Origin of the sequence: Burkholderia sp. 9775_39, assembly GCF_015712225.1 — a bacterium.
Classification (GTDB): Bacteria; Pseudomonadota; Gammaproteobacteria; order Burkholderiales; family Burkholderiaceae; genus Burkholderia; species Burkholderia cenocepacia.
In genome coordinates this window covers 128,060-149,944 of record NZ_JACCQC010000003.1, presented here as the reverse complement: position 1 = coordinate 149,944, position 21,885 = coordinate 128,060, and the positions used below count along the sequence as shown (strand labels likewise).

At 65.3% G+C, this 21,885-nt stretch carries 18 protein-coding genes; 2 read left to right on the top strand and 16 right to left on the bottom strand.

Going from position 1 to position 21,885, the window contains the following annotated elements; translation table 11 throughout:
- Positions 1-228: 228 nt before the first annotated feature.
- A complete protein-coding gene (gene ppk1 / locus H0X90_RS05845) occupies positions 229-2,292 on the top strand; it encodes a polyphosphate kinase 1 (protein ID WP_006490552.1) in 2,064 nt (687 codons plus the stop codon).
- Positions 2,293-2,379: 87 nt separating this feature from the next.
- Here ppk1 and phoR read toward each other — a convergent pair whose 3' ends face one another.
- The 11 genes from phoR to H0X90_RS05790 all read right to left on the bottom strand — a co-directional run bounded on the left by phoR (position 2,380) and on the right by H0X90_RS05790 (position 14,604).
- Complete coding sequence (phoR, locus tag H0X90_RS05840; protein WP_006490622.1) at positions 2,380-3,699, bottom strand: phosphate regulon sensor histidine kinase PhoR; 1,320 nt, start codon at positions 3,697-3,699, stop codon at positions 2,380-2,382.
- Between the two features lie 57 nt (positions 3,700-3,756).
- Complete coding sequence (gene phoB / locus H0X90_RS05835) at positions 3,757-4,458, bottom strand: phosphate regulon transcriptional regulator PhoB (RefSeq protein ID WP_006750313.1); 702 nt, start codon at positions 4,456-4,458, stop codon at positions 3,757-3,759.
- Positions 4,459-4,489: 31 nt separating this feature from the next.
- On the bottom strand, positions 4,490-5,194 hold the full coding sequence (gene phoU, locus H0X90_RS05830) for a phosphate signaling complex protein PhoU (protein ID WP_006490618.1): 705 nt from the start codon (positions 5,192-5,194) through the stop codon (positions 4,490-4,492).
- 18 nt (positions 5,195-5,212) lie between these two features.
- A complete protein-coding gene (gene pstB / locus H0X90_RS05825) occupies positions 5,213-6,061 on the bottom strand; it encodes a phosphate ABC transporter ATP-binding protein PstB (RefSeq protein ID WP_006490515.1) in 849 nt (282 codons plus the stop codon).
- 15 nt (positions 6,062-6,076) lie between these two features.
- Positions 6,077-6,970 carry a phosphate ABC transporter permease PstA gene (gene pstA, locus H0X90_RS05820; protein WP_034178403.1) on the bottom strand — a complete coding sequence of 298 codons (894 nt, stop codon included), beginning with the start codon at positions 6,968-6,970 and terminating at the stop codon, positions 6,077-6,079.
- On the bottom strand, positions 6,967-7,953 hold the full coding sequence (gene pstC, locus H0X90_RS05815) for a phosphate ABC transporter permease PstC (protein WP_006490596.1): 987 nt from the start codon (positions 7,951-7,953) through the stop codon (positions 6,967-6,969). The genes pstA and pstC overlap by 4 nt, the downstream gene beginning before the upstream one ends.
- 94 nt (positions 7,954-8,047) lie before the next feature.
- Positions 8,048-9,082, bottom strand: a complete 1,035-nt coding sequence (gene pstS, locus H0X90_RS05810) for a phosphate ABC transporter substrate-binding protein PstS (protein ID WP_006490565.1) — start codon at positions 9,080-9,082, stop codon at positions 8,048-8,050.
- A 441-nt stretch (positions 9,083-9,523) separates the two neighbouring features.
- The gene (gene glmM, locus H0X90_RS05805; RefSeq protein WP_006497611.1) at positions 9,524-10,879 is read right to left on the bottom strand and encodes a phosphoglucosamine mutase; all 1,356 of its coding nucleotides are present in this window, start codon (positions 10,877-10,879) and stop codon (positions 9,524-9,526) included.
- A gap of 27 nt (positions 10,880-10,906) precedes the next feature.
- Complete coding sequence (gene folP, locus H0X90_RS05800) at positions 10,907-11,848, bottom strand: dihydropteroate synthase (protein WP_077189631.1); 942 nt, start codon at positions 11,846-11,848, stop codon at positions 10,907-10,909.
- A 28-nt stretch (positions 11,849-11,876) separates the two neighbouring features.
- Positions 11,877-13,775: an ATP-dependent zinc metalloprotease FtsH gene (ftsH, locus tag H0X90_RS05795; protein WP_006490511.1), complete on the bottom strand. Its 1,899-nt coding sequence runs from the start codon at positions 13,773-13,775 to the stop codon at positions 11,877-11,879.
- Positions 13,776-13,941: 166 nt separating this feature from the next.
- Entirely contained in the window at positions 13,942-14,604 is a 663-nt protein-coding gene (locus H0X90_RS05790) for an RlmE family RNA methyltransferase (RefSeq protein WP_006476343.1), read from the bottom strand.
- 193 nt (positions 14,605-14,797) lie between these two features.
- Between H0X90_RS05790 and H0X90_RS05785 the strand changes: the two genes are divergently transcribed.
- Positions 14,798-15,325 carry a YhbY family RNA-binding protein gene (locus H0X90_RS05785; protein WP_006490572.1) on the top strand — a complete coding sequence of 176 codons (528 nt, stop codon included), beginning with the start codon at positions 14,798-14,800 and terminating at the stop codon, positions 15,323-15,325.
- A 68-nt stretch (positions 15,326-15,393) separates the two neighbouring features.
- Here the strand turns inward: H0X90_RS05785 and H0X90_RS05780 are convergent, their stop codons facing one another.
- The 5 genes from H0X90_RS05780 to carA all read right to left on the bottom strand — a co-directional run bounded on the left by H0X90_RS05780 (position 15,394) and on the right by carA (position 21,607).
- Positions 15,394-15,852: a DUF4149 domain-containing protein gene (locus H0X90_RS05780; protein WP_006497614.1), complete on the bottom strand. Its 459-nt coding sequence runs from the start codon at positions 15,850-15,852 to the stop codon at positions 15,394-15,396.
- A 14-nt stretch (positions 15,853-15,866) separates the two neighbouring features.
- Complete coding sequence (greA, locus tag H0X90_RS05775) at positions 15,867-16,343, bottom strand: transcription elongation factor GreA (protein ID WP_006476345.1); 477 nt, start codon at positions 16,341-16,343, stop codon at positions 15,867-15,869.
- A gap of 118 nt (positions 16,344-16,461) precedes the next feature.
- On the bottom strand, positions 16,462-19,716 hold the full coding sequence (gene carB / locus H0X90_RS05770) for a carbamoyl-phosphate synthase large subunit (RefSeq protein WP_077189630.1): 3,255 nt from the start codon (positions 19,714-19,716) through the stop codon (positions 16,462-16,464).
- Between the two features lie 49 nt (positions 19,717-19,765).
- Complete coding sequence (leuE, locus tag H0X90_RS05765) at positions 19,766-20,425, bottom strand: leucine efflux protein LeuE (RefSeq protein ID WP_006490589.1); 660 nt, start codon at positions 20,423-20,425, stop codon at positions 19,766-19,768.
- Between the two features lie 36 nt (positions 20,426-20,461).
- Positions 20,462-21,607 carry a glutamine-hydrolyzing carbamoyl-phosphate synthase small subunit gene (gene carA / locus H0X90_RS05760; RefSeq protein ID WP_006490550.1) on the bottom strand — a complete coding sequence of 382 codons (1,146 nt, stop codon included), beginning with the start codon at positions 21,605-21,607 and terminating at the stop codon, positions 20,462-20,464.
- Positions 21,608-21,885: the final 278 nt, after the last annotated feature.

Sequence of the window (21,885 nt, the reverse complement as noted above, 5' to 3'; positions counted from 1 at the left end):
GGGCGATCAATCAAAGGCGACATTTTAAGCGTGGAACGCTTGCCGTTGCCACGCTTCACGGGCATGCACACTGCTCGATTCCATATAGCCGAAACATTTATGCGACGAAAGGGTTACGGCGTAGAATTTCCCGATATAAAACCATTATTGTCATCAGCACGTCATCGTACCGTGAGAGTTTCCGAGCGTCCTTTCGAATCATCGCCTGAATTACCCCCTACTCTGCCGATGTCCGTCCGTTACCCGCTTCTCAATCGTGAACTCGGCATCCTCGGTTTCAACGAGCGCGTGCTGGCCCAGGCGGCCGATCCGCAAGTCCCGTTGCTCGAGCGCCTGCGCTTCATCTGCATCACCAGCAGCAACCTCGACGAATTCTTCGAAGTCCGGATGGCCGGCCTGCAGGAGCAGATCCGCGACAATCCCGGCGCGCTGACGCCCGACGGCATGTCGTTACAGCACGCTTACGATCTCGTCGTCGAACGCGCGCAGCGGCTCGTCCATCGACAGTACACGATGCTGCACGAAACCGTGCTGCCCGCGCTCGAACAGGAAGGCATCTACTTCCACGCGAGCGACACGTGGAATGACGAGCAGCTCGAATGGGCGCGACACTACTTCCTCGACGAGCTGCTGCCCGTGCTGACGCCGATCGGCCTCGATCCGGCGCACCCGTTCCCGCGCGTGCTGAACAAGAGCCTGAACTTCGTCGTCGAGCTCGAAGGCCGCGACGCGTTCGGCCGCCAGGCCGTGATGGGCATCGTGCAGGCGCCGCGCGCGCTGCCGCGCGTGGTGCGCATGCCGCACGCGCTGTCGGGTTTCGAGCACGGCTTCGTGCTGCTGAGCTCGTTCATGCAGCGCTTCGTCGGCGAACTGTTCCCGCAACTCGTCGTGAAGAGCTGCAACCAGTTCCGCATCACGCGCAACAGCGAGCTGTTCGTCGACGAAGACGAAATCACCAACCTGCGTGTCGCGCTGCAGGGCGAGCTGCCCGCGCGCCACCTCGGCAACGCGGTACGCCTCGAAGTATCGGCGGACACGCCGCTGCACATCGTGCGACGCCTGCTCGAGGAAAGCGAACTCGGCGACAAGGACTGCTATCGCGTGGCCGGGTCCGTGAACCTCGTGCGCCTGATGCAGATTCCAGATCTCGTCGATCGACCCGACCTGAAGTTCACGCCGTTCACCGCGTCGACTCCCGCGGCAATCGCCAACGCGCCGACGATGTTCGATGCGATCGACGCCGGCGACCTCCTGCTGCACCACCCGTACGAGAGCTTCCAGCCGGTGCTCGAGCTGCTGCAGCAGGCCGCGAAGGATCCGAGCGTCGTCGCGATCAAGCAGACGATCTACCGCACCGGCACCGACTCGCCGCTGATGGACGCGCTGATGGAAGCCGCGCGCAACGGCAAGGAAGTGACCGTCGTCGTCGAGCTGCTCGCGCGCTTCGACGAGGAAACCAACATCAACTGGGCGTCGCAGCTCGAAGCCGTCGGCGCGCATGTCGTGTACGGCGTGGTCGGCCACAAGTGCCACGCGAAGATGATGCTGATCGTGCGGCGCGTCGTGCAGGCCGGCAAGGCATCGCTGCGCCGCTACGTGCACCTCGGCACCGGCAACTACCATCCGCGCACCGCGCGCCTCTACACCGACTTCGGGCTGATGACGGCCGACCAGAAGATCTGCGAGGACGTTCATCACGTGTTCCAGCAACTGACCGGCATCGGCGGCGAACTGACGCTGCACGAGCTGTGGCAGTCGCCGTTCACGCTGCATCCGCGCATCATCGATTCGATTCGCGCGGAGATCGACAACGCGCAGGCCGGCAAGCGCGCGCGCATCGTCGCGAAAATGAACGCGCTGCTCGAGCCATCGGTGATCGCTGCGTTGTACGAAGCGTCGCAGGCCGGCGTCAAGGTCGACCTGATCGTGCGCGGCGTCTGCGCGCTGAAGCCCGGCGTGCCGGGGCTGTCGGAAAACATCACGGTGCGCTCGATCGTCGGCCGCTTCCTCGAACACCACCGGATCTACTATTTCCACGCAGGCGGCGCCGAGGACGTCTACCTGTCGAGTGCCGACTGGATGGACCGCAACCTGTTCCGCCGCGTCGAAGTCGCGTTCCCGATCCGCGATCGCAAGCTCAAGCGGCGCGTGATCGCCGAGGGGCTGTCGGTGTGCCTCGGCGACAACCAGTCGGCATGGCAGATGCACAGCGACGGCCACTATCGCCGGCGCCGCGCGGGCAAGACGATTCGCAACGCGCAACTCGGGCTGCTCGCGAAGTTCTGTTCGTGAGCCGTCGGTGCGATGCGGGCGACGTACCGCATCGCCATGAAAAAAGCAGCCCGCGGGCTGCTTTTTTAACGCCGGAACGCGACGCGATCATGCTTCGTAGGCGGCCGGCCGGATCGCGATGATGCGCGAGCCCGGGAACCGCGCGGTGAACGTACTGCCGCGGCCTTCCTCGCTCTGCACGTACAGATGCGCATCGTGCCGCTGCAGCACGTGCTTGACGATCGCGAGGCCGAGGCCCGTGCCGCCCGTGTCGCGCGAACGGCTGCGATCGACGCGGTAGAAGCGTTCGGTGAGCCGCGGCAGGTCGGCGGCCGGAATCCCGAAGCCGCTGTCCGTGACGGAAAACACGCCCTGCGCGCCCTCGCGCCGCCACGACACGACGATCTTGCCGCCGTCCGGCGTATAGCGGATCGCGTTCGTGACGAGATTCGCGAACGCGCTGAACAATTCCGTCTGCGCACCGGTGACACCGAGCGTCTCGTCGATCGAGAACGCGATGTCGTGATGCCCGCTCGACAGCGTCTGCGCATCCTCCTTCAGATGGTCGAACACCGCACGCATGTCGATCGCGTGATCGACCGGCGGCTTGCTCTCGCCTTCCAGCTTCGCGAGCACCAGCAGGTCGGTCACGATGTGCCGCATCCGCGACGCCTGCTGCTCCATCATGTCGAGATAGCGCGCGCGGTCCTCCTCGTTCAGCGGCAGCTCGCGCATCGTCTCCAGGAAGCCCGACAACACGGTGAGCGGCGTCTTCAGCTCGTGCGACACGTTCGCGACGAAGTCACGCCGCATCGCGTCGGTACGCTCGAGCTCGGTGATGTCCTGCGTGAGCAGCAGCTTGCGGTTCTCGCCGTACGGAAACACCTGCACGGCCAGCACGTTCTGCCGCGAGTCGCCCATGCCGCGCATCAACAGCGTCTCGTCGTAATGCTGCGCGTTCAGGTAGCGGACGAAATCGGGATGGCGCACGAGGTTCGTGATGTGCTGGCGCAGGTCGCGCTTCGCATCGAGGCCGAAATGCACTTCGGCGATCGCGTTGCACCACTCGATCTGGTCGTGGTCGTCGAGCATCGCGACGCCGTTCGGCGACGCCTGGATCGCCTGGATGAAGCGCGAATGCTGCTGTTCGACCTGCCGCACCTGCGCATGCCACTGTTTCGCGAGCTTGTGCAGCCGATAGTAGATCTCGCCCCAGATGCCCGGCGCGCTCGGCACTTCGCCGTAGACCGGCGCATCGAGCAGGCGCCACAGACGCTGCGTATGGAAGGTGCTGAAAAAGCCCTGCGCGACCAGCATCACGACCACGAACACGAGGCCCGCGGTCGGGCCGGCGAAGACGCCGACCAATACGCCGATCAGCACGAGCAGCACGAGCGACACCAGGAAGCGCGCCCAGATGATGTTCATGATTCAGCGTCCGAAAGAAGGAACGGCATGCCGCGGCACACGGCATGCCCGGATACGTTACGCGTGCTTGGCGAGGCGGTAGCCGCTGCCGCGCACGGTTTCGATCATCGCATCGCAGCCGGCCGGTTTCAAGGCCGCGCGCAATCGTTTGATGTGCACGTCGACGGTACGCTCCTCGACGAACACGTGGTCGCCCCACACCTGGTCGAGCAGTTGCGTGCGGCTGTGCACGCGCTCCGGATGCGTCATGAAGAAATGCAGCAGGCGGAACTCGGTCGGGCCGAGATCGAGCTTGATCTCGCTGCCGTCGCCGTGCGCGGCGACGCGATGCGTGGCCGGGTCGAGGCGCAGCCCGTTGATCGACACGACGTCCTCGGTCAGCTGCGGCGCGCGGCGGCGCAGCACGGCCTTGATCCGCGCCATCAGTTCCTTCGGCGAGAACGGCTTCGTCACGTAGTCGTCCGCACCGATTTCGAGGCCGAGCACCTTGTCCTGCTCGTCGCCGCGGGCGGTGAGCATGATGATCGGGATGTGTTTGGTCCGTTCGTTGTTGCGCAGGTCGCGCGCGAACGCGATGCCGGACTTGCCCGGCAGCATCCAGTCGAGCAGCACGAGATCGGGCAGCACGTCGCTGATCAGGTTCTGCGCCTGTTCGGCGTTGTACGCACGGATCGGGCAGTGACCGGCGTGCTGGAGATTCACCGAGATCAGTTCGGAAATCGCGGGCTCATCTTCAACGACGAGAATGTTGCTGGGCATCGGCACCTCTGTTCTTCCTGTACGGAGTCGATTAACTGTTGGCTTCGCGATCGAGCGTGTCGCGCGGCTGGTGCCGCACGTCGGTGCCCTTCACGATGTAGATGATGAATTCGGCGATGTTCTTCGCGTGGTCGCCGATCCGTTCGATCGCCTTCGCGATGAACAGGTATTCGAGGCCGACCGAGATCGTGCGCGGGTCTTCCTGCATGTACGACACGAGCTTGCGCACGAACGCGCGGAATTCCTGGTCGATTTCCTTGTCGTCCTTGACGATCTGCGCGGCGGCCACCGTATCGAGGCGCGCGAACGCGTCGAGCGCGCGGCGCAGGATCGTCACGGCCATCTCGCCCGACACCTTGATCTCGGCGATGTTGACCGCGCGCGCGGCCGGCTCGTCGATCAGGCGGCGCACGCGCTTCGCGATCTTCTCCGCTTCGTCGCCGGCACGCTCGAGGTTCGTAATCGTTTTCGAGATCGACATCAAAAGACGCAGGTCACGCGCGGCAGGCTGTCTCCGCGCGATGATGTTGCCGCATTCCTGGTCGATGTCCACTTCCATCGCGTTCAGCGTTTCCTCGGCCGCGATCACCTTCTCGGCACGCTCGCGATCGAATTCGTTCAGCGCGTGCATCGCGCCGACGATCTGCGACTCCACGAGTCCGCCCATTTCCAGCACTTTCGACGACACGGCATTCAGGTCCGCGTCGAACTGGCTCGACAGATGTTTATCCGACATGACTGTTGTTCTCCGTCATCAGCCGAAGCGGCCGGTGATGTAGTCTTCCGTTTCCTTGCGCACCGGCTTGATGAAGATCTTTTCGGTTTCGCCGAACTCGATCAGCTCGCCCAGGTACATGTAGGCCGTGTAATCCGAGCAGCGTGCGGCCTGCTGCATGTTGTGCGTGACGATCACGACCGTGTAGTCGCTCTTGAGCTCCGCGATCAGCTCCTCGATGCGGCCGGTCGAGATCGGGTCGAGCGCCGAGCACGGCTCGTCGAGCAGCAGCACTTCCGGACGGATCGCGATGCCGCGCGCGATGCACAAACGCTGCTGCTGGCCGCCCGACAGCCCGTAGCCGCTCTGGCCCAGCTTGTCCTTCACTTCGTTCCACAGCGCGGCCTTCGTGAGCGCCCACTCGACGCGGTCGTCCATTTCCGAGCGCGTGAGCTTTTCGAACATCTTCACGCCGAACGCGATGTTGTCGTAGATCGACATCGGGAACGGGGTCGGCTTCTGGAACACCATGCCGATCCGTGCGCGCAGCAGCGAGATGTCGCGCTTCGTCGTCAGCAGGTTCTCGCCGTCCATCAGGATTTCGCCTTCGGCGCGCTGCTCCGGATAGAGCGCGAACATCTTGTTGAACGTGCGCAGCAGCGTCGACTTGCCGCAGCCGGACGGGCCGATGAACGCCGTCACCTTCCCTTCGGGAATGCGCAGGTTGATGTTCTTCAGCGCGTGGAACTTGTTGTAGAAGAAGTTGAGGTTGTTGACCTCGATCTTCGCGTTCAGCGGCGCGAGCGGACGGCCGTGCGCCGCGTCTTGCGTGCCGGCGGGCGCAGCGGTGCGCTCGACGGGATTCAGGTGGCTTTCTGCCATATTCATCGGATTGCTCCGCCGTTACTTTTTCGAGAAGATCGAGCGCGCCAGAACGTTCAGTCCGAGCACCCCGAGCGTAATCAGGAACACGCCCGCCCATGCGAGCGACTGCCATTCAGCGAACGGGCTCATCGCGAACTTGTAGATCGTGACCGGCAGGTTCGCCATCGGCTGGCTCATGTCGACCGAGAAGAACTGGTTCGACAGCGCGGTGAACAGCAGCGGCGCCGTTTCGCCGGCGATCCGCGCGACCGCGAGCAGCACGCCCGTCACGATCCCGCCGACCGACGCGCGCAGCGTGATCTTCAGCACCATGCGCCACTTCGGCGTGCCGAGCGCGACGGCCGCTTCGCGCAGCGCGTTCGGCACGAGCTTGAGCATGTTCTCGGTCGTGCGGATCACGATCGGAATCTGCAGCAGCGCGAGCGCGATCACGCCGGCCCAGCCCGAGAAACGCCCCGACTTCGCGACGACGATCGCGTACACGAACAGGCCGATGACGATCGACGGCGCCGACAGCAGGATGTCGTTGATGAAGCGGATCGTGCTGGCGAGCAGGTTCTTCTGGCCGTATTCGGCGAGATAGACGCCCGCGAGGATGCCGATCGGCGTGCCGACCAGCGTGCCGAAGCCGCACAGCAGCAGGCTGCCGACGATCGCGTTCGCGAGACCGCCGCCTTCCGTGTTCGGGGCCGGCGTCGACTCGGTGAACAGTTGCAGCGACAGGCCGCCGACGCCGAGGTGCACGGTCGTGTAGAGAATCCACACGAGCCACAGCAGGCCGAAAGCCATCGCGCCGAGCGACGCGGTGAGCGCGATCGCGTTGACGACCTTGCGCTGGCGCTGCAGACGATTGCGCATCGCGTCGAGCACGGCGCCGTCCGGCCCCGGGAAATTCATGATGGGCTCGCTCATTTCTTGCCCTCTCCCTTCTCGAGACGAAGCAGCAGCAGTTTGGAGATGGACAGCACGATGAACGTGATCACGAACAGGATCAGGCCAAGCTCCATCAGCGCCGACGTATGCAGGCCCGGCTGCGCTTCCGCGAATTCGTTCGCGAGCGCCGACGTAATGCTGTTGCCCGGCGCGAACAGCGAGACGCTGTCGAGCAGGTTCGTGTTGCCGATCACGAACGTCACGGCCATCGTTTCGCCGAGCGCGCGGCCGAGGCCGAGCATCACGCCGCCGATCACGCCGGTCTTCGTGTAGGGCAGCACGACCTTCCACATCACTTCCCAGGTCGTGCAGCCGATCCCGTATGCCGATTCCTTCAGCAGCACCGGCGTGACTTCGAACACGTCGCGCATCACCGACGCGATGTACGGGATGATCATGATCGCGAGGATCACGCCGGCCGCGAGGATGCCGATGCCGATCGGCGGGCCGGACGTCAGCGGGCCGAGCACCCACACGTCCTTGAACAGGCGGCCGAGCGGCTTCTGGAAGTATTCGGCGAAGATCGGCGCGAACACGAGCAGGCCCCACATGCCGTACACGATCGACGGGATCGCGGCGAGCAGCTCGATCGCGATGCCGAGCGGACGGCGCAGCCACACGGGCGCCAGCTCGGTGAGGAACAGTGCGATGCCGAAACTGACCGGCACCGCGATGACGAGTGCAATGATCGACGTCACGATGGTGCCGTAGATCGGCACGAGTGCGCCGTACACATCCGAGTTCGGATCCCACTCGGATTGCCACAGGAAGCCGATGCCGAACTTCTGGATGGTCGGCATCGACGCAATGATCAGGGAAACGATGATCCCGCCCAGCAGCAGCAGGGTCACGATCGCGGCGAGCCGTGCGAGGCCGCCGAACAGGACATCCCCGAGACGGCTCGGCGCGCGCTGCTGCGCACTGTCGGGCGATCGGGAGGACGTGTATGAAATATCAGACATGGGTGCCTGCTTTTGATCGCCGGGCGCCGTGACGCCCGGCTTTACCGCACACACTGCCCGACCGGCACGGCCGGGCAGCGAACCGCTGGATGGCTTACTCGGCGGCGACCGGCTTGCCCGAAGCGTCCGTCACCTTCGTCTTCCACTGCTTGCGGATTTCCGTCTCGACCGTCGCCGGCAGCGAGATGTAGTCGAGGCTGTCGGCAGCCTTCTCGCCGTTCTTGAACGCCCAGCTGAAGAACTTCAGCGTTTCCGCGCCCTGCTCCGGCTTGTCCTGCTTCGCGTGCAGCAGCACGAACGTCGCGCCGACGACCGGCCATGCTTCCTTGCCCGGCTGGTTCGTCAGGATCTGGTAGAACGACTTCGACCAGTTCGCGCCGGCTGCCGCGGCCTTGAACGTTTCCGTCTTCGGCTCGACCACCGTGCCCGTCGAATTCTTCAGGGCCGTGTAGGTCATGTTGTTCTTCTTCGCGTACGCCCACTCGACGTAGCCGATCGCGCCCGGCAGACGCTGCACGAAGGCCGCGACGCCGTCGTTGCCCTTGCCGCCCGTGCCCGTCGGCCAGTTGACCGTCGTGCCTTCGCCGATCTTCGACTTCCACTCGTCGTTGACCTTCGACAGGTAGTTCGTCCAGATGAAGCTCGTGCCCGAACCGTCAGCGCGGCGGACCACGGCGATGTCCGTATCCGGCAGCTTGACCTTCGGGTTCAGCGCGGCGATCGCCGGGTCGTTCCACTTCTTGATCTTGCCGAGGTAGATGTCGCCGAGCACCGGGCCCGACAGCGTCAGTTCGCCGGCCTTCACGCCCGGCACGTTGACGACCGGCACCACGCCGCCGACCACCGTCGGGAACTGGAACAGGCCTTCCTTCGCGAGCTCTTCATCCTTCAGCGGTGCGTCCGAACCGGCAAAATCGACCGTCTTCGCGACGATCTGCTTCAGGCCGCCCGACGAGCCGATGCCCTGGTAGTTGACCTTCGAACCGCCGGACTGCTGGTAGTCCGCGGCCCATTTCGTATAGATCGGCATCGCGAACGTGCTGCCTGCGCCCGTGATGTCGGCAGCGTGGGCGGCGACGGCGAAAAGCGCGCCAGCCAGGCCGGCAATCGCGGTTTGCATCAATTTCATGAGACCTCCAGTGTGTGAGCGGATGACTACGGCACCGCGAAGGTTAGGGGCTGCTCATGACGGTAATGTGACAATCGATGAAACTGGCGTGACAGTAACATGACTGGTTGAAAGGGAGTATCGGGTGGCGCGTCGGAGCGCCGCAGCGGCGCTGGCGGCAAGAATTGCCTGCCTCGGAGGGACGGGGTGAACGCCCGTTTTCAAGGGCGTGCGCGCGCATCGTAGCGCAGGGTTGGCCGGACGGGAAGCCCGGTTCGGTGGCAGGCGTGGTTCCGGGGTCGGATGCCTGAATTGATCGGAAGAATGCGTTTGGCGAAGGACCCTTCTATTAGGTGTCGCAAACCTTTGCGTCCGACAAAACCGCGGCGCCCGAGGGCGCCGCATGCACATTCACCGAAAACGGGCGCGCAAGCGGCCGGGCCGCCGCGCGCCCTGTCCCGGTCAGGTCGTCGCCGCCCGCACCGCGTCGGCGATCGTCTCCGCATGGCGCACCGCGTCGGCCGCCTGCTGCGCCTCGACCATCACGCGCAGCACGGGCTCCGTGCCCGATGCGCGGATCAGCACGCGGCCGCTGCCGGCAAGCGCGGCTTCGGCTGCGTCGATCGCCGCGCGAATCGACGCGCTGCCCTTCCAGTCGGCGCCCGGCTTCATCCGCACGTTGATCAGCTTCTGCGGGAACAGCGTGACGCCGTCGAGCATCTGCGCGAGCGTACGGCCGCTGCGCTTCAGCGCGGCCAGCACCAGCAGCGCCGACACGATGCCGTCGCCGGTCGAATGCCGGTCGAGCGACAGGATGTGGCCCGACCCTTCCGCGCCGAGCTGCCAGCCATGCTCGCGCAACTGCTCGAGCACGTAGCGGTCGCCAACCGCCGCACGGACGAACTTCACGCCCTCGCGCTGCAGCGCAACTTCGACGGCGAGGTTGGTCATCAGCGTGCCGACCGCGCCTTCGACCTTGCCGTCGGTGACGATCCGGTCCTTCACCAGCACGTAGAGCAGCTCGTCACCGTTGTACAGGCGGCCGGCCGCGTCGACGACCTGCAGGCGATCGGCGTCGCCGTCGAGCGCGATGCCGAGATCGGCGTGGTTCGCCCGCACCGCGCGCACCAGCGCGTCCGGCGCGGTCGCGCCGACGCCGTCGTTGATGTTGAAGCCGTTCGGCGCGACGCCGATCGGAATGACGTCCGCGCCGAGTTCGTGGAACACGTGCGGCGCGATCTGGTACGCGGCGCCGTGCGCGCAATCGATCACGAGCTTCAGTCCGCGCAGGTTGAACGCGGCCGGGAACGTGCTCTTGCAGAATTCGATGTAGCGGCCGGCTGCGTCGTCGAGGCGGCGCGCCTTGCCGAGCCCGTCGGACGCCGCGCATTCGAGCGGCTTGTCGAGCCACGCTTCGATCGCGGCTTCGGTGTCGTCCGGCAGCTTGTTGCCGTCAGCCGAGAAAAACTTGATCCCGTTGTCGTGATACGGGTTGTGCGACGCGCTGATCACGACACCGGCCGACAGGCGCAGCGCACGCGTCAGGTACGCGACGCCAGGCGTCGGCATCGGGCCGGCCAGCATCACGTCGACGCCGGCTGCCGAGAAGCCGGCCTCGAGCGCGGCTTCGAGCATGTAGCCCGACACGCGCGTGTCCTTGCCGATCAGCACGGTCGGACGCGAGCCTGCCGCGACGTCGGCCGAGCCGGCCAGTACCTTGCCGGCCGCATAACCGAGACGCAATACGAAATCCGGCGTGATGGGCGCGTCGCCCACCGTGCCGCGAATACCGTCCGTGCCGAAATATCGACGTCCCATGGGGTCCTTCCTCCTTCGTTTTCTGACTTATCGTTGCCGCGCGGCTGCGCGCACGGCGTTCCAGACGCTGAGTGCATCGACCGTCGCCGCGACATCGTGCACGCGCACGATCGCGGCGCCACGCTCGACAGCGCACAACGCGGCCGCCACGCTCGCCGCGACGCGCTCGAGCGGCGGCTTGCCGCCGATCACCGCGCCGAGCATCGACTTGCGCGACATGCCCGCGAGAATCGGATAAGCGCGCCCGTCGGGCCGCGCGGGCGCCGTGTCCGGCAACGCGGCCAGCAGCGCATAGTTGTCGTCGACGACCGCCTTGCCGAACCCGAAGCCGGGATCGACGCAGATGCGCTCCGCCGCCACGCCGGCGTCGCGCAACGCCTGCGCGCGCGCGGCGAGAAAATCGCGCACGTCGGTCACGACGTCGCCGTAGTCGGGCTCGCCGACCTGCATCGTCTGCGGCTCGCCGAGCATGTGCATCGCGCACAGGCCGCTGTTGCCGTCGCGCACCGCGTCGATCGCGCCCGGTTGGCGGAACCCCCAGATGTCGTTGATCAGGTCCGCGCCGGCGGCCAGCGCCGCGCGCATCACGGCCGGCTTGTAGGTATCGATCGACAGCGGCACGTTCAGCGGCCGCAACGCCTCCACGAGCGGGATCACGCGCGCGAGTTCTTCGTCGAGCGGCACGGGCGGCGCACCGGGGCGCGTCGATTCGCCGCCGATATCGAGCAGGTCGGCGCCTTCGGCAATCATCCGCTCGGCCTGGCGCAGCGCATCGTCGCGCGCGAGGAAGCGGCCGCCGTCGGAGAACGAATCGGGCGTGGCGTTGAGGATGCCCATCACGAGCGGGCGTTCGAACGTCAGTTCGAAGCGGCCGCACTGGAGCGGCGCGGGAAGGAACGGGGACACTGCGGAGTCGGACACGAGCAACGGATGTGGATGAATGCAAAACGGGCCGGTGTGAAGCCACACCAGCCCGTGAACGGCGTTAAAGCGGAGATTATGCCGCCGGCGTGGCCGGCGCCGGCGCGTTGCCGGGTTTCACCTCGGCGCTGCTGCCGCCGCCCGACGAATCGCCGCCGACAGCCGGCGAACTCTTCGGCGAGCGCGGCGGACGGCCTTCCATGATGTCGTTGATCTGATCGGCGTCGATCGTCTCCCACTCCATCAGTGCGGCCGTCATCGCTTCGACCTTGTCGCGGTTCTCTTCGAGCAGGCGGCGCGCGAGGCCGTACTGTTCGTCGAGCACGCGGCGGATTTCCGAGTCGACCTTCTGCTGCGTCGCTTCCGAGATCGTGCGCGTGAAGCCCCGGCCAAACGGCGACGCATCGTTCTCGTCGTCGACATAGACCATCGGCCCGAGCGCGTCGGTCATGCCGAACCGGGCGACCATTGCACGCGCCGTCTGCGTGGCCTTGTTGAAGTCGTCCGATGCGCCCGTGCTGACCAGGTTCATGAACAGCTCTTCGGCCACGCGGCCACCGAACAGGATCGCGAGGCGGTCCAGCAGGTAATCCTTCGAATACGTCTCGTTGTCATGCTCCGGCAACTGCCACGTGACGCCCAGCGCGCGACCGCGCGGGATGATCGTGACCTTGTGCACCGGGTCGGCCTTCGGCAGCAGCTTCGCGATCACCGCGTGGCCCGACTCGTGATAGGCGGTTGCGCGCTTCGCTTCCTCGCGGATCACGGCCGACTTGCGCTCCGGACCCATGAAGATCTTGTCCTTCGCGTCCTCGAAGTCCTGCATCTCGACGATGCGCTTGCCACGACGTGCGGCGAACAGCGCGGCCTCGTTCACGAGGTTCGCGAGATCGGCGCCCGAGAAGCCCGGCGTGCCGCGTGCGATGACTGCCGCGTCGACGTCGTTCGCGATCGGCACCTTGCGCAGGTGCACGCGCATGATCTGCTCGCGGCCGCGGATATCCGGCAGGCCGACATAGACCTGGCGGTCGAAACGGCCCGGACGCAGCAGCGCCTTGTCGAGCACGTCGGAACGGTTGGTGGCGGCGATCACGATCACGCCGGAATTCGCCTCGAAGCCGTCCATCTCGACGAGCATCTGGTTCAGCGTCTGCTCGCGCTCGTCGTTGCCGCCGCCCATGCCGGCGCCGCGATGACGGCCGACCGCGTCGATTTCGTCGATGAACACGATGCACGGCGCATGCTTCTTCGCCTGCTCGAACATGTCGCGCACACGGGCCGCGCCGACGCCGACGAACATTTCGACGAAGTCCGAACCCGAGATGCTGAAGAACGGCACCTTCGCTTCACCCGCGATCGCGCGGGCGAGCAGCGTCTTGCCGGTACCCGGAGGGCCGACCAGCAGCACGCCGCGCGGAATGCGACCGCCCAGTTTCTGGAATTTCTGCGGATCGCGCAGGAAGTCGACGAGCTCGGACACTTCTTCCTTCGCTTCGTCGCAGCCCGCGACGTCGGAGAAGTTCACCGCGTTGTTGTTTTCGTCGATCAGCCGCGCACGCGATTTCCCGAACGAGAATGCGCCGCCTTTGCCGCCCCCCTGCATCTGCCTCATCATGTAGAACCAGAACACGATGATCAGGATCGTCGGCCCGAGGTAGTACAGCGCGGACATCAGCGCGTTCGGCTCGTCGTCGGCCTTGCCGCTGACCTGCACGCCGTACTTCATCAGATCGCCGACCATCCAGATGTCGCCGGGCGACACGATCTGGTATTTCTGGCCATCAGCCGGAGTGACGGTGAGGTTGCGCCCCTGAACGATGACGTTCTTGACCTTGCCGTTCTTGGCGTCGTCCATGAACTGCGAATAGGACACGCCTTCCTGGACGCGGGGCTTGTCGAACTGCTTGAACACCGTAAACAGCACCAGTGCGATCACCAGCCACACCGCTGCCTTCGAAAACATATTGTTGTTCAAAGCACCACTCCTTCACTCGTAGACGAGCGCCTACATTTTCCTTGCGGCGCCCCTCGGTCATTCTAATCCAGTCCGACCACCCCCGCCATAAGCATTGACAACCGGGGCGATAGCGCTTCGCTTGTCTGGCAAGGGCCGGAGCCCGTTTGCGGCACCGCACTCCGCATCAGCGCGGATGCTTCAGCTGCCGACCCAAAATGAACGTTTCGGACGATTTGTCGCGGGATGCCTTGGGCTTGCGCGGCGCGACAACCTTAAACTGCTGTTTGAATTTCTCGACGATCTGGCTGTAGCCGCTGCCGTGAAAGCACTTCACGAGCAGCGCACCGTCCGGCTTCAGATGGTTCTGCGCGAATTCGAGCGCCAGATCGCAGAGATGCTCGATGCGCGCCGCGTCCGCCGAGGCCACGCCAGACAGGTTGGGGGCCATGTCGGAAATAACAAGGTCCACCGCGCGGCCTTCGAGCACTTCTTCGAGCTGGTGAAGGACGTCGTCCTCGCGGAAATCGCCCTGGAGGAAGTGGACGTCGGCGATCGGCTCCATCGGCAGGATGTCGAGCGCAACGATCGTGCCGTCGATGCCGCCTTCGCGCTCCGCGTCGCGCTTCTTGCCCTGCGCGAGCTTGTTGCGGGCATACTGGCTCCAGCTGCCCGGTGTGGCGCCGAGATCGACGATCACCTGGCCCGGACGGATCAGCTTGTCCTGCTCGTCGATTTCCTTCAGCTTGTACGCGGCGCGCGCGCGATAGCCCTCCCGCTGCGCCATTTTGACGTACGGGTCGTTGATGTGGTCGTGCAGCCAGTGCTGGTTGAAGCGGTTTTTTGCCATTCGAGAGAGAGATTGCTGCCAATTGCTTCGTGAAGCCGCGCTTTTAGCGGATAATACGCGTCTTCTTCGCGCGGCTGCGGCCCCTTTTCAGGCCCAAGCCGCGATTTTACGTGGTTTCGGCGCACGGCTGACGCGGTAACGTCCCGCGATCGCTTTTCAGCCAGCGCGCCCTTATTTAGATTTCGACATTTCCATGCCCGCCCTTTCGCTTTCTCCCGCCGAGCGCTCCGCGCTGCGCTCCCAGGCCCATGCGCTCAAGCCCGTCGTGCTGATCGGCGCCGAAGGGCTGACCGACGCCGTGCTGAAGGAAATCAAGGTGCACCTCGATGCGCACCAGCTGATCAAGATCCGCGTGTTCGGCGACGAGCGCGACACGCGCATCGCGATCTACGACGAGATCTGCGACCGCCTGAACGCGGCGCCGATTCAACACATCGGCAAGCTGCTGGTGATCTGGAAGCCCGAGGCCGCGGTTGCGGCGCCGGCCCGCGGCCGTCGTGCCGGTGCGCTGCCGAGCGCGGCAGAAGCCGCGGACGACAAGAAAGGCCGTGCACCGCGCACCGTCAAGGTCGTCAAGGTGTCGCCGAACGCGAGCCCCGTGCGCCGTCCGCGGCCGGTCAAGGTCACGGTGCGCGGCAACGAACGCGTGACGGCAGGCGGTACCGTGAAGCGCGCGAAAAAGCGCCAGGCCAGCACCAAGCGGCCGTTCCAGGACAAGTAACGCGCCGGTGCGGCACGGATTGCCGTGCCGCCCTGCCCCGTCGTTGCGCAACGCGCAGCGACGGGCGTTCAGGCGTCGCGTGCCGGCAGACGCCAGATCAGCATCAGCCCCAGCACGCTTTCGACGAGATAGAACACGCTCGAGACGCCGTGCAGCATCCCGAAGCGGCTCGCATACGGCGAATTCGCGATATCGGTGCCCGCATCCATCGCGGCCACGCGCAGCGCGTTCATGAACGGCTGCAGCGCAAAATACCCGACCAGCACGCATACGACCATCGCGGCGACGATCCAGCGCACGCGGCGATACTCGCTGCTGCCGCGCCGCACCTGCTGATTCGACAACGCGAGCAGCAGTACGCCGCACACGACGCCGAGGATCGCCTCGATGCGGAACAGCTGGGCGGCGACCGAACCGGCCGTCATCCGCTCCAGCGTCTTGAACAATACGGGCGCGACCGCATACCCGATCGTCAGCAGGCTGCCGACCCACACGGCCGACAGCAGACGGAACACGCGATGCGGCATCACGTCGCCCCGCTTCAGATGTAGCTGACCGAGATGATTTCGTACTCGCGCACGCCGCTCGGTGCCTGCACGGCCGCAACGTCGCCTTCGGACTTGCCGATCAGCGCACGCGCGATCGGCGAGCTGACCGAGATCAGGCCGTGATCGATATCGGCTTCGTCGTCGCCGACGATCTGGTACTTGACGGTGTCGCCCGACTCGAGATCCTCGAGTTCGACCGTCGCGGCGAACACCACGCGGCCATCGGCGTCGAGCACCGTGGGATCGATGATTTGCGCGGCGGACAGCTTGGATTCGAGTTCCGCGATGCGGCCCTCGATAAAGCCCTGCTTTTCCTTCGCTGCGTCGTATTCGGCGTTTTCGGACAGATCGCCCTGTGCGCGGGCCTCCGCGATCGCGTTGATCACGGCCGGCCGCTCGACGGACTTGAGGCGCTGCAATTCATCGCGCAGTTGCTCTGCGCCACGCTTTGTCAACGGAATGGTGCTCATAAACGGCTCAATCGCTAAAAACGGCTATAAAAAAAATCACCGCGATTAAGCGCGCTTCCGATGCACTGGAAACACCGCCTAATCGCGGCACGTGTTGCTTCGACAGGTAACTGACCGCTTAGTTTAGGCGAGCGTGAAGACCTTGTAAATCATAGACTTCCAGATCCTTCAGGTAGCGCAGGCCTTCGACCGCCGCGCGCGCGCCCGACATCGTCGTGTAGTACGTGACCTTGTGCGCCTGCGCGCTCATGCGGATCGAGCGCGAATCGGCGATCGCCTGGCGCGTCTCGTCGACCGTCGTGAACACGAGGGCGATCTCGCCGTTCTTGATCATGTCGACGATGTGCGGACGGCCGTCCTTCACCTTGTTCACGACCTTCACCGGCACGCCGGCCGCTTCGATCGCGGCTGCCGTGCCCTTGGTCGCGACGATCGGGTAGCCGAGGTCGTGCAGCATGCGCGCGACTTCGACGGCCTTCGGCTTGTCCGCGTCCATCACGGTCAGCAGCACCGTGCCCGACTCCGGCAGGCGCGAACCGGCCGCGAGCTGCGACTTGAACAGCGCTTCGCCGAACGTCTGGCCGACGCCCATCACCTCGCCGGTCGAGCGCATTTCGGGCCCGAGGACCGGATCGACGGTCGGGAACTTGACGAACGGGAACACCGCTTCCTTCACGCTGAAGTACGGCGGCTCGACTTCCTTCGTCACGCCCTGCTGCGCGAGCTTCTGGCCGACCATCGCGCGCGCCGCGATCTTCGCGAGCGGCAGGCTGGTCGCCTTCGACACGTACGGCACCGTGCGCGACGCGCGCGGGTTCACTTCCAGCACGTAGATGATGTCCTGCTTCGAGCCGTCCGCCTGCGACACCTGCTGGATCGCGAACTGCACGTTCATCAGGCCGACCACGTTCAGCGCCTTCGCCATCGCGCCCGTCTGGCGCTTCAGCTCGGCCACGGTTTCCTTCGACAGCGAGTACGGCGGCAGCGAGCATGCCGAGTCGCCCGAGTGGACGCCCGCCTGCTCGATGTGCTCCATCACGCCGCCGATGAACACCGCTTCGCCGTCGCAGATGCAGTCGACGTCGCACTCGATCGCGTCGTTCAGGAAGCGGTCGAGCAGCACCGGCGAATCGTTCGACACCTTCACGGCCTCGCGCATGTAGCGCTCGAGATCGCGCGGCTCGTGGACGATTTCCATCGCGCGGCCGCCGAGCACGTACGACGGGCGCACGACCAGCGGATAGCCGATTTCGTCCGCGAGCGCGAGCGCTTCGTCTTCGGCGCGGGCGGTGCGGTTCGGCGGCTGGCGCAGGCCGAGGTCCTGCAGCAGCTTCTGGAAGCGTTCGCGGTCTTCGGCCGCGTCGATCATGTCCGGCGACGTGCCGACGATCGGCACGCCGTGCGCCTCGAGGTCGAGCGCGAGCTTCAGCGGCGTCTGGCCGCCGTACTGGACGATCACGCCGACCGGCTTTTCCTTGTCGACGATCTCGAGCACGTCCTCGAGCGTCAGCGGCTCGAAGTACAGGCGGTCGGACGTGTCGTAGTCGGTCGACACCGTTTCCGGGTTGCAGTTGACCATGATCGTTTCGTAGCCGTCCTCGCGCATCGCGAGCGCTGCGTGCACGCAGCAGTAGTCGAACTCGATGCCCTGGCCGATCCGGTTCGGGCCGCCGCCCAGCACCATGATCTTCTTGTTCGTGGTCGGCTGCGCCTCGCACTCTTCCTCGTAGGTCGAGTACATGTAGGCGGTTTTCGTCGCGAACTCGGCCGCGCACGTGTCGACGCGCTTGTAGACCGGGCGCACGTTCAGTTCGACGCGACGGCGGCGGACGTCTTCCGGCGTCGCGCCGAGCAGCTTCGCGAGGCGGCGGTCGGAGAAGCCGCTCTGCTTCAGGTAGCGCAGCTCGTCGAACGTCAGCGACGCGAGCGTGCGGCCCGACAGCGCCTTTTCCTTCAGGATGATCTGCTCGATCTGCTCGAGGAACCACGGGTCGATCGCGGTTTCCGCGAAGATTTCCTCGGCCGTCATGCCGATGCGGAACGCATCGCCGACGTACCAGATGCGGTCCGGGCCCGGCTCGTGGATCTCGATCGCGATCTCGTCGCGGTTGGTCGACTTCTCGTCGAGGCCGTCGACCCCGACCTCGAGGCCGCGCAGCGCCTTCTGGAACGATTCCTGGAACGTGCGGCCGATCGCCATCACTTCGCCGACCGACTTCATCTGCGTGGTCAGGCGCGAATCGGCTTCGCGGAACTTCTCGAACGCGAAACGCGGGATCTTCGTGACGACGTAGTCGATCGTCGGTTCGAACGACGCCGGCGTCTGGCCGCCGGTGATTTCGTTCTTCAGCTCGTCGAGCGTGTAGCCGACCGCCAGCTTCGCGGCGACCTTCGCGATCGGGAAGCCGGTGGCCTTCGACGCGAGCGCCGACGAACGCGACACGCGCGGATTCATCTCGATGACGACCATGCGGCCGTCCTTCGGGTTGATCGAGAACTGCACGTTCGAGCCGCCCGTGTCGACGCCGATCTCGCGCAGCACCGCGAGCGATGCGTTACGCAGGATCTGGTATTCCTTGTCGGTGAGCGTCTGCGCCGGCGCGACCGTGATCGAGTCGCCGGTGTGCACGCCCATCGGGTCGAGGTTTTCGATCGAGCAGACGATGATGCAGTTGTCGGCGCGGTCGCGCACGACTTCCATCTCGTATTCCTTCCAGCCGAGCAGCGACTCTTCGATCAGCAGCTCGCGCGTGGGCGACAGGTCGAGACCGCGCTTGCAGATCTCCTCGAACTCTTCGCGGTTGTACGCGATGCCGCCGCCCGAGCCGCCGAGCGTGAACGACGGACGGATCACGACCGGGTAGCCGCTGCCGCCGGTGGCCGCCATGATCTCGGCGTGCACCTTGGTCGCTTCTTCCATCGAGTGCGCGATGCCCGACTTCGCGGAGCCGAGACCGATCTTGGTCATCGCGTCCTTGAACTTCTGGCGGTCTTCAGCCTTGTCGATCGCTTCCGGCGACGCGCCGATCAGTTCGACGCCGAACTTCTCGAGCACGCCGTGGTGGTGCAGGTCGAGCGCGCAGTTCAGCGCGGTCTGGCCGCCCATCGTCGGCAGGATCGCATCCGGGCGCTCCTTCTCGATGATGCGTGCGACGACTTCCCACGTGATCGGCTCGATGTAGGTCACGTCGGCCGTGTTCGGGTCGGTCATGATCGTCGCCGGGTTGCTGTTGACGAGAACGACCTTGTAGCCCTCCTCACGCAACGCCTTGCAAGCCTGCGCGCCCGAATAGTCGAACTCGCACGCCTGGCCGATGATGATCGGGCCGGCGCCGATGATGAGGATGCTCTTGATGTCTGTGCGTTTTGGCATGGCTTGTGAATTCAATAAGTAATCGTTGTCGTGGGTCGGCCGGCGGCGCTCAGCTCATGGTCGCGAGCGCCAGCTTCACCGAGAAACCGATGAACAGGCCGCCCACGCTGCTCGCCGCGCCTGCCGCGAGCTTGCGGCGGCGGCGGAAATGCTCGGCGAGCCGCGCGCCCGCGAAGATCAGCGTGCTCAGGTACAGGAAGCTCGCGCATTGCGCGATTGCCCCGAGCACGACGAACGACAGCGCGGGATGCGGGAATGCCGGGTCGACGAACTGGATGAAGAACGAGATGAAGAACAGGATCGCCTTCGGATTCAGCAGGCTCACGATCAGCGCCTTGCGGAACGGACGTTCGCCGTCCACCGCCTGCGGCGCATCGACCGGTGCATCGCCGCGCGCGCGCAGCTTGCTCCACGCGCTGCGCAGCATCCCGGTGCCGATGTACAGCAAGTACGCGGCGCCGCCGTACTTGACGACGGAGAACAGCAGCGGGTTCGCCTTCAGCAGCGACGCGACGCCCGCGGCGGACAGCACCATCAGCACCGTATCGCCGACGAACACGCCGCAGGCCGCGCGATAGCCGGCCTTCACGCCGCGCTGCGCGGCGAGCGACAGCACGTACATCGAGTTCGGCCCCGGCAGCAGGATGATGAAGATCACGCCGAACACGTAGGTCCAGATATCCGTGATGCCGAGTGCGTGGCCGAACATGATGTGAATCTCCCGTCCTTCGGTTGCGTCAGTGACTTAGGCGTTGCGCTGCTTCGCCGCATCCATCAGCGCGGTGAAACGGTCGAACAGGTAGCCGATGTCGTGCGGGCCAGGCGACGCTTCCGGGTGGCCCTGGAAGCAGAACGCCGGCTTGTCGGTCAGCTCGAAACCCTGCAGCGTGCCGTCGAACAGCGACACGTGGGTCACGCGCGCATTGGCCGGCAGCGAATCGGCGTCCACCGCGAAGCCGTGGTTCTGCGACGTGATCACGACCCGGCCGTCGCCGAGGTCCTTCACCGGATGGTTCGCGCCGTGGTGGCCCGTCTTCATCTTGAGCGTCTTCGCGCCGACCGCGAGGCCCATGATCTGGTGGCCGAGGCAGATGCCGAAGGTCGGCACGCCGCGCTCGATGAATGCCTTCGTGGCCGCGATCGCGTAATCGCACGGCTCCGGATCGCCGGGGCCGTTCGACAGGAACACGCCGTCCGGATTCAGCGCGAGCGCATCTTCCGCGCTCGCCTGCGCCGGCAGCACCGTCACATGGCAGCCGCGCTCGGCCAGCATGCGCAGGATGTTGTACTTGACGCCGAAGTCGTACGCGACGACGCGGTACTTCGGCGCTTCCTGCATGCCGTAGCCGCCTTCGAGACGCCATTCCGTCTGCTTCCACTCGAACGGCTTGGTGGTCGACACGACCTTCGCGAGATCCATGCCGGCGAGGCCCGGGAACGAGCGCGCCAGCTCGATCGCCTTCGCTTCGTCGTCGGAGCCCGTCAGGATGCAGCCGTTCTGCGCGCCCTTGTCGCGCAGGATGCGGGTCAGCTTGCGGGTATCGATGCCGGCGATCGCGACGACGCCTTCGTCGCGCAGGTAGTCGCCGAGCGTGCGGTCCATGCGGAAGTTCGATGCGAGCGTCGGCAGATCGCGGATGATCAGGCCGGCGGCATGGACTTTCGTGGCTTCGACGTCCTCGGCGTTGACGCCGACGTTGCCGATATGCGGATAGGTGAGCGTGACGATCTGGCGCGAGTAGCTCGGATCAGTCAGGATTTCCTGATAGCCGGTGATCGCGGTATTGAACACGACTTCGCCGATCGTATGGCCTTCGGCCCCGATCGAATAACCACGAAAGACCGTGCCGTCGGCGAGTGCAAGCAAGGCGGGAGAAAAAGACGGCAACACGGGAGGCTCCTTGGGGAACACCCTGCTGCCGACCTGTTTACCCTGCCGCGCGAGCGCCGCGCTGCGTGGGCGCGCGTGGTCGCTAGCTGGACGCGGCCTGCGTTGTCGAGACGCGAACCCGGCGCGTGGCGCACGAGGCTTCGCGGCATCGCCCGGCAGGCGGCGTGCGGCGGATGAACGGGATGAATGAGGTAGGCGCTAGGGTGCGAGGTTGATCAGCACAAACTTTCAAATTATAGCCTGAAAATGGCCCTATCTTCAATCGATATGGCCGTCCG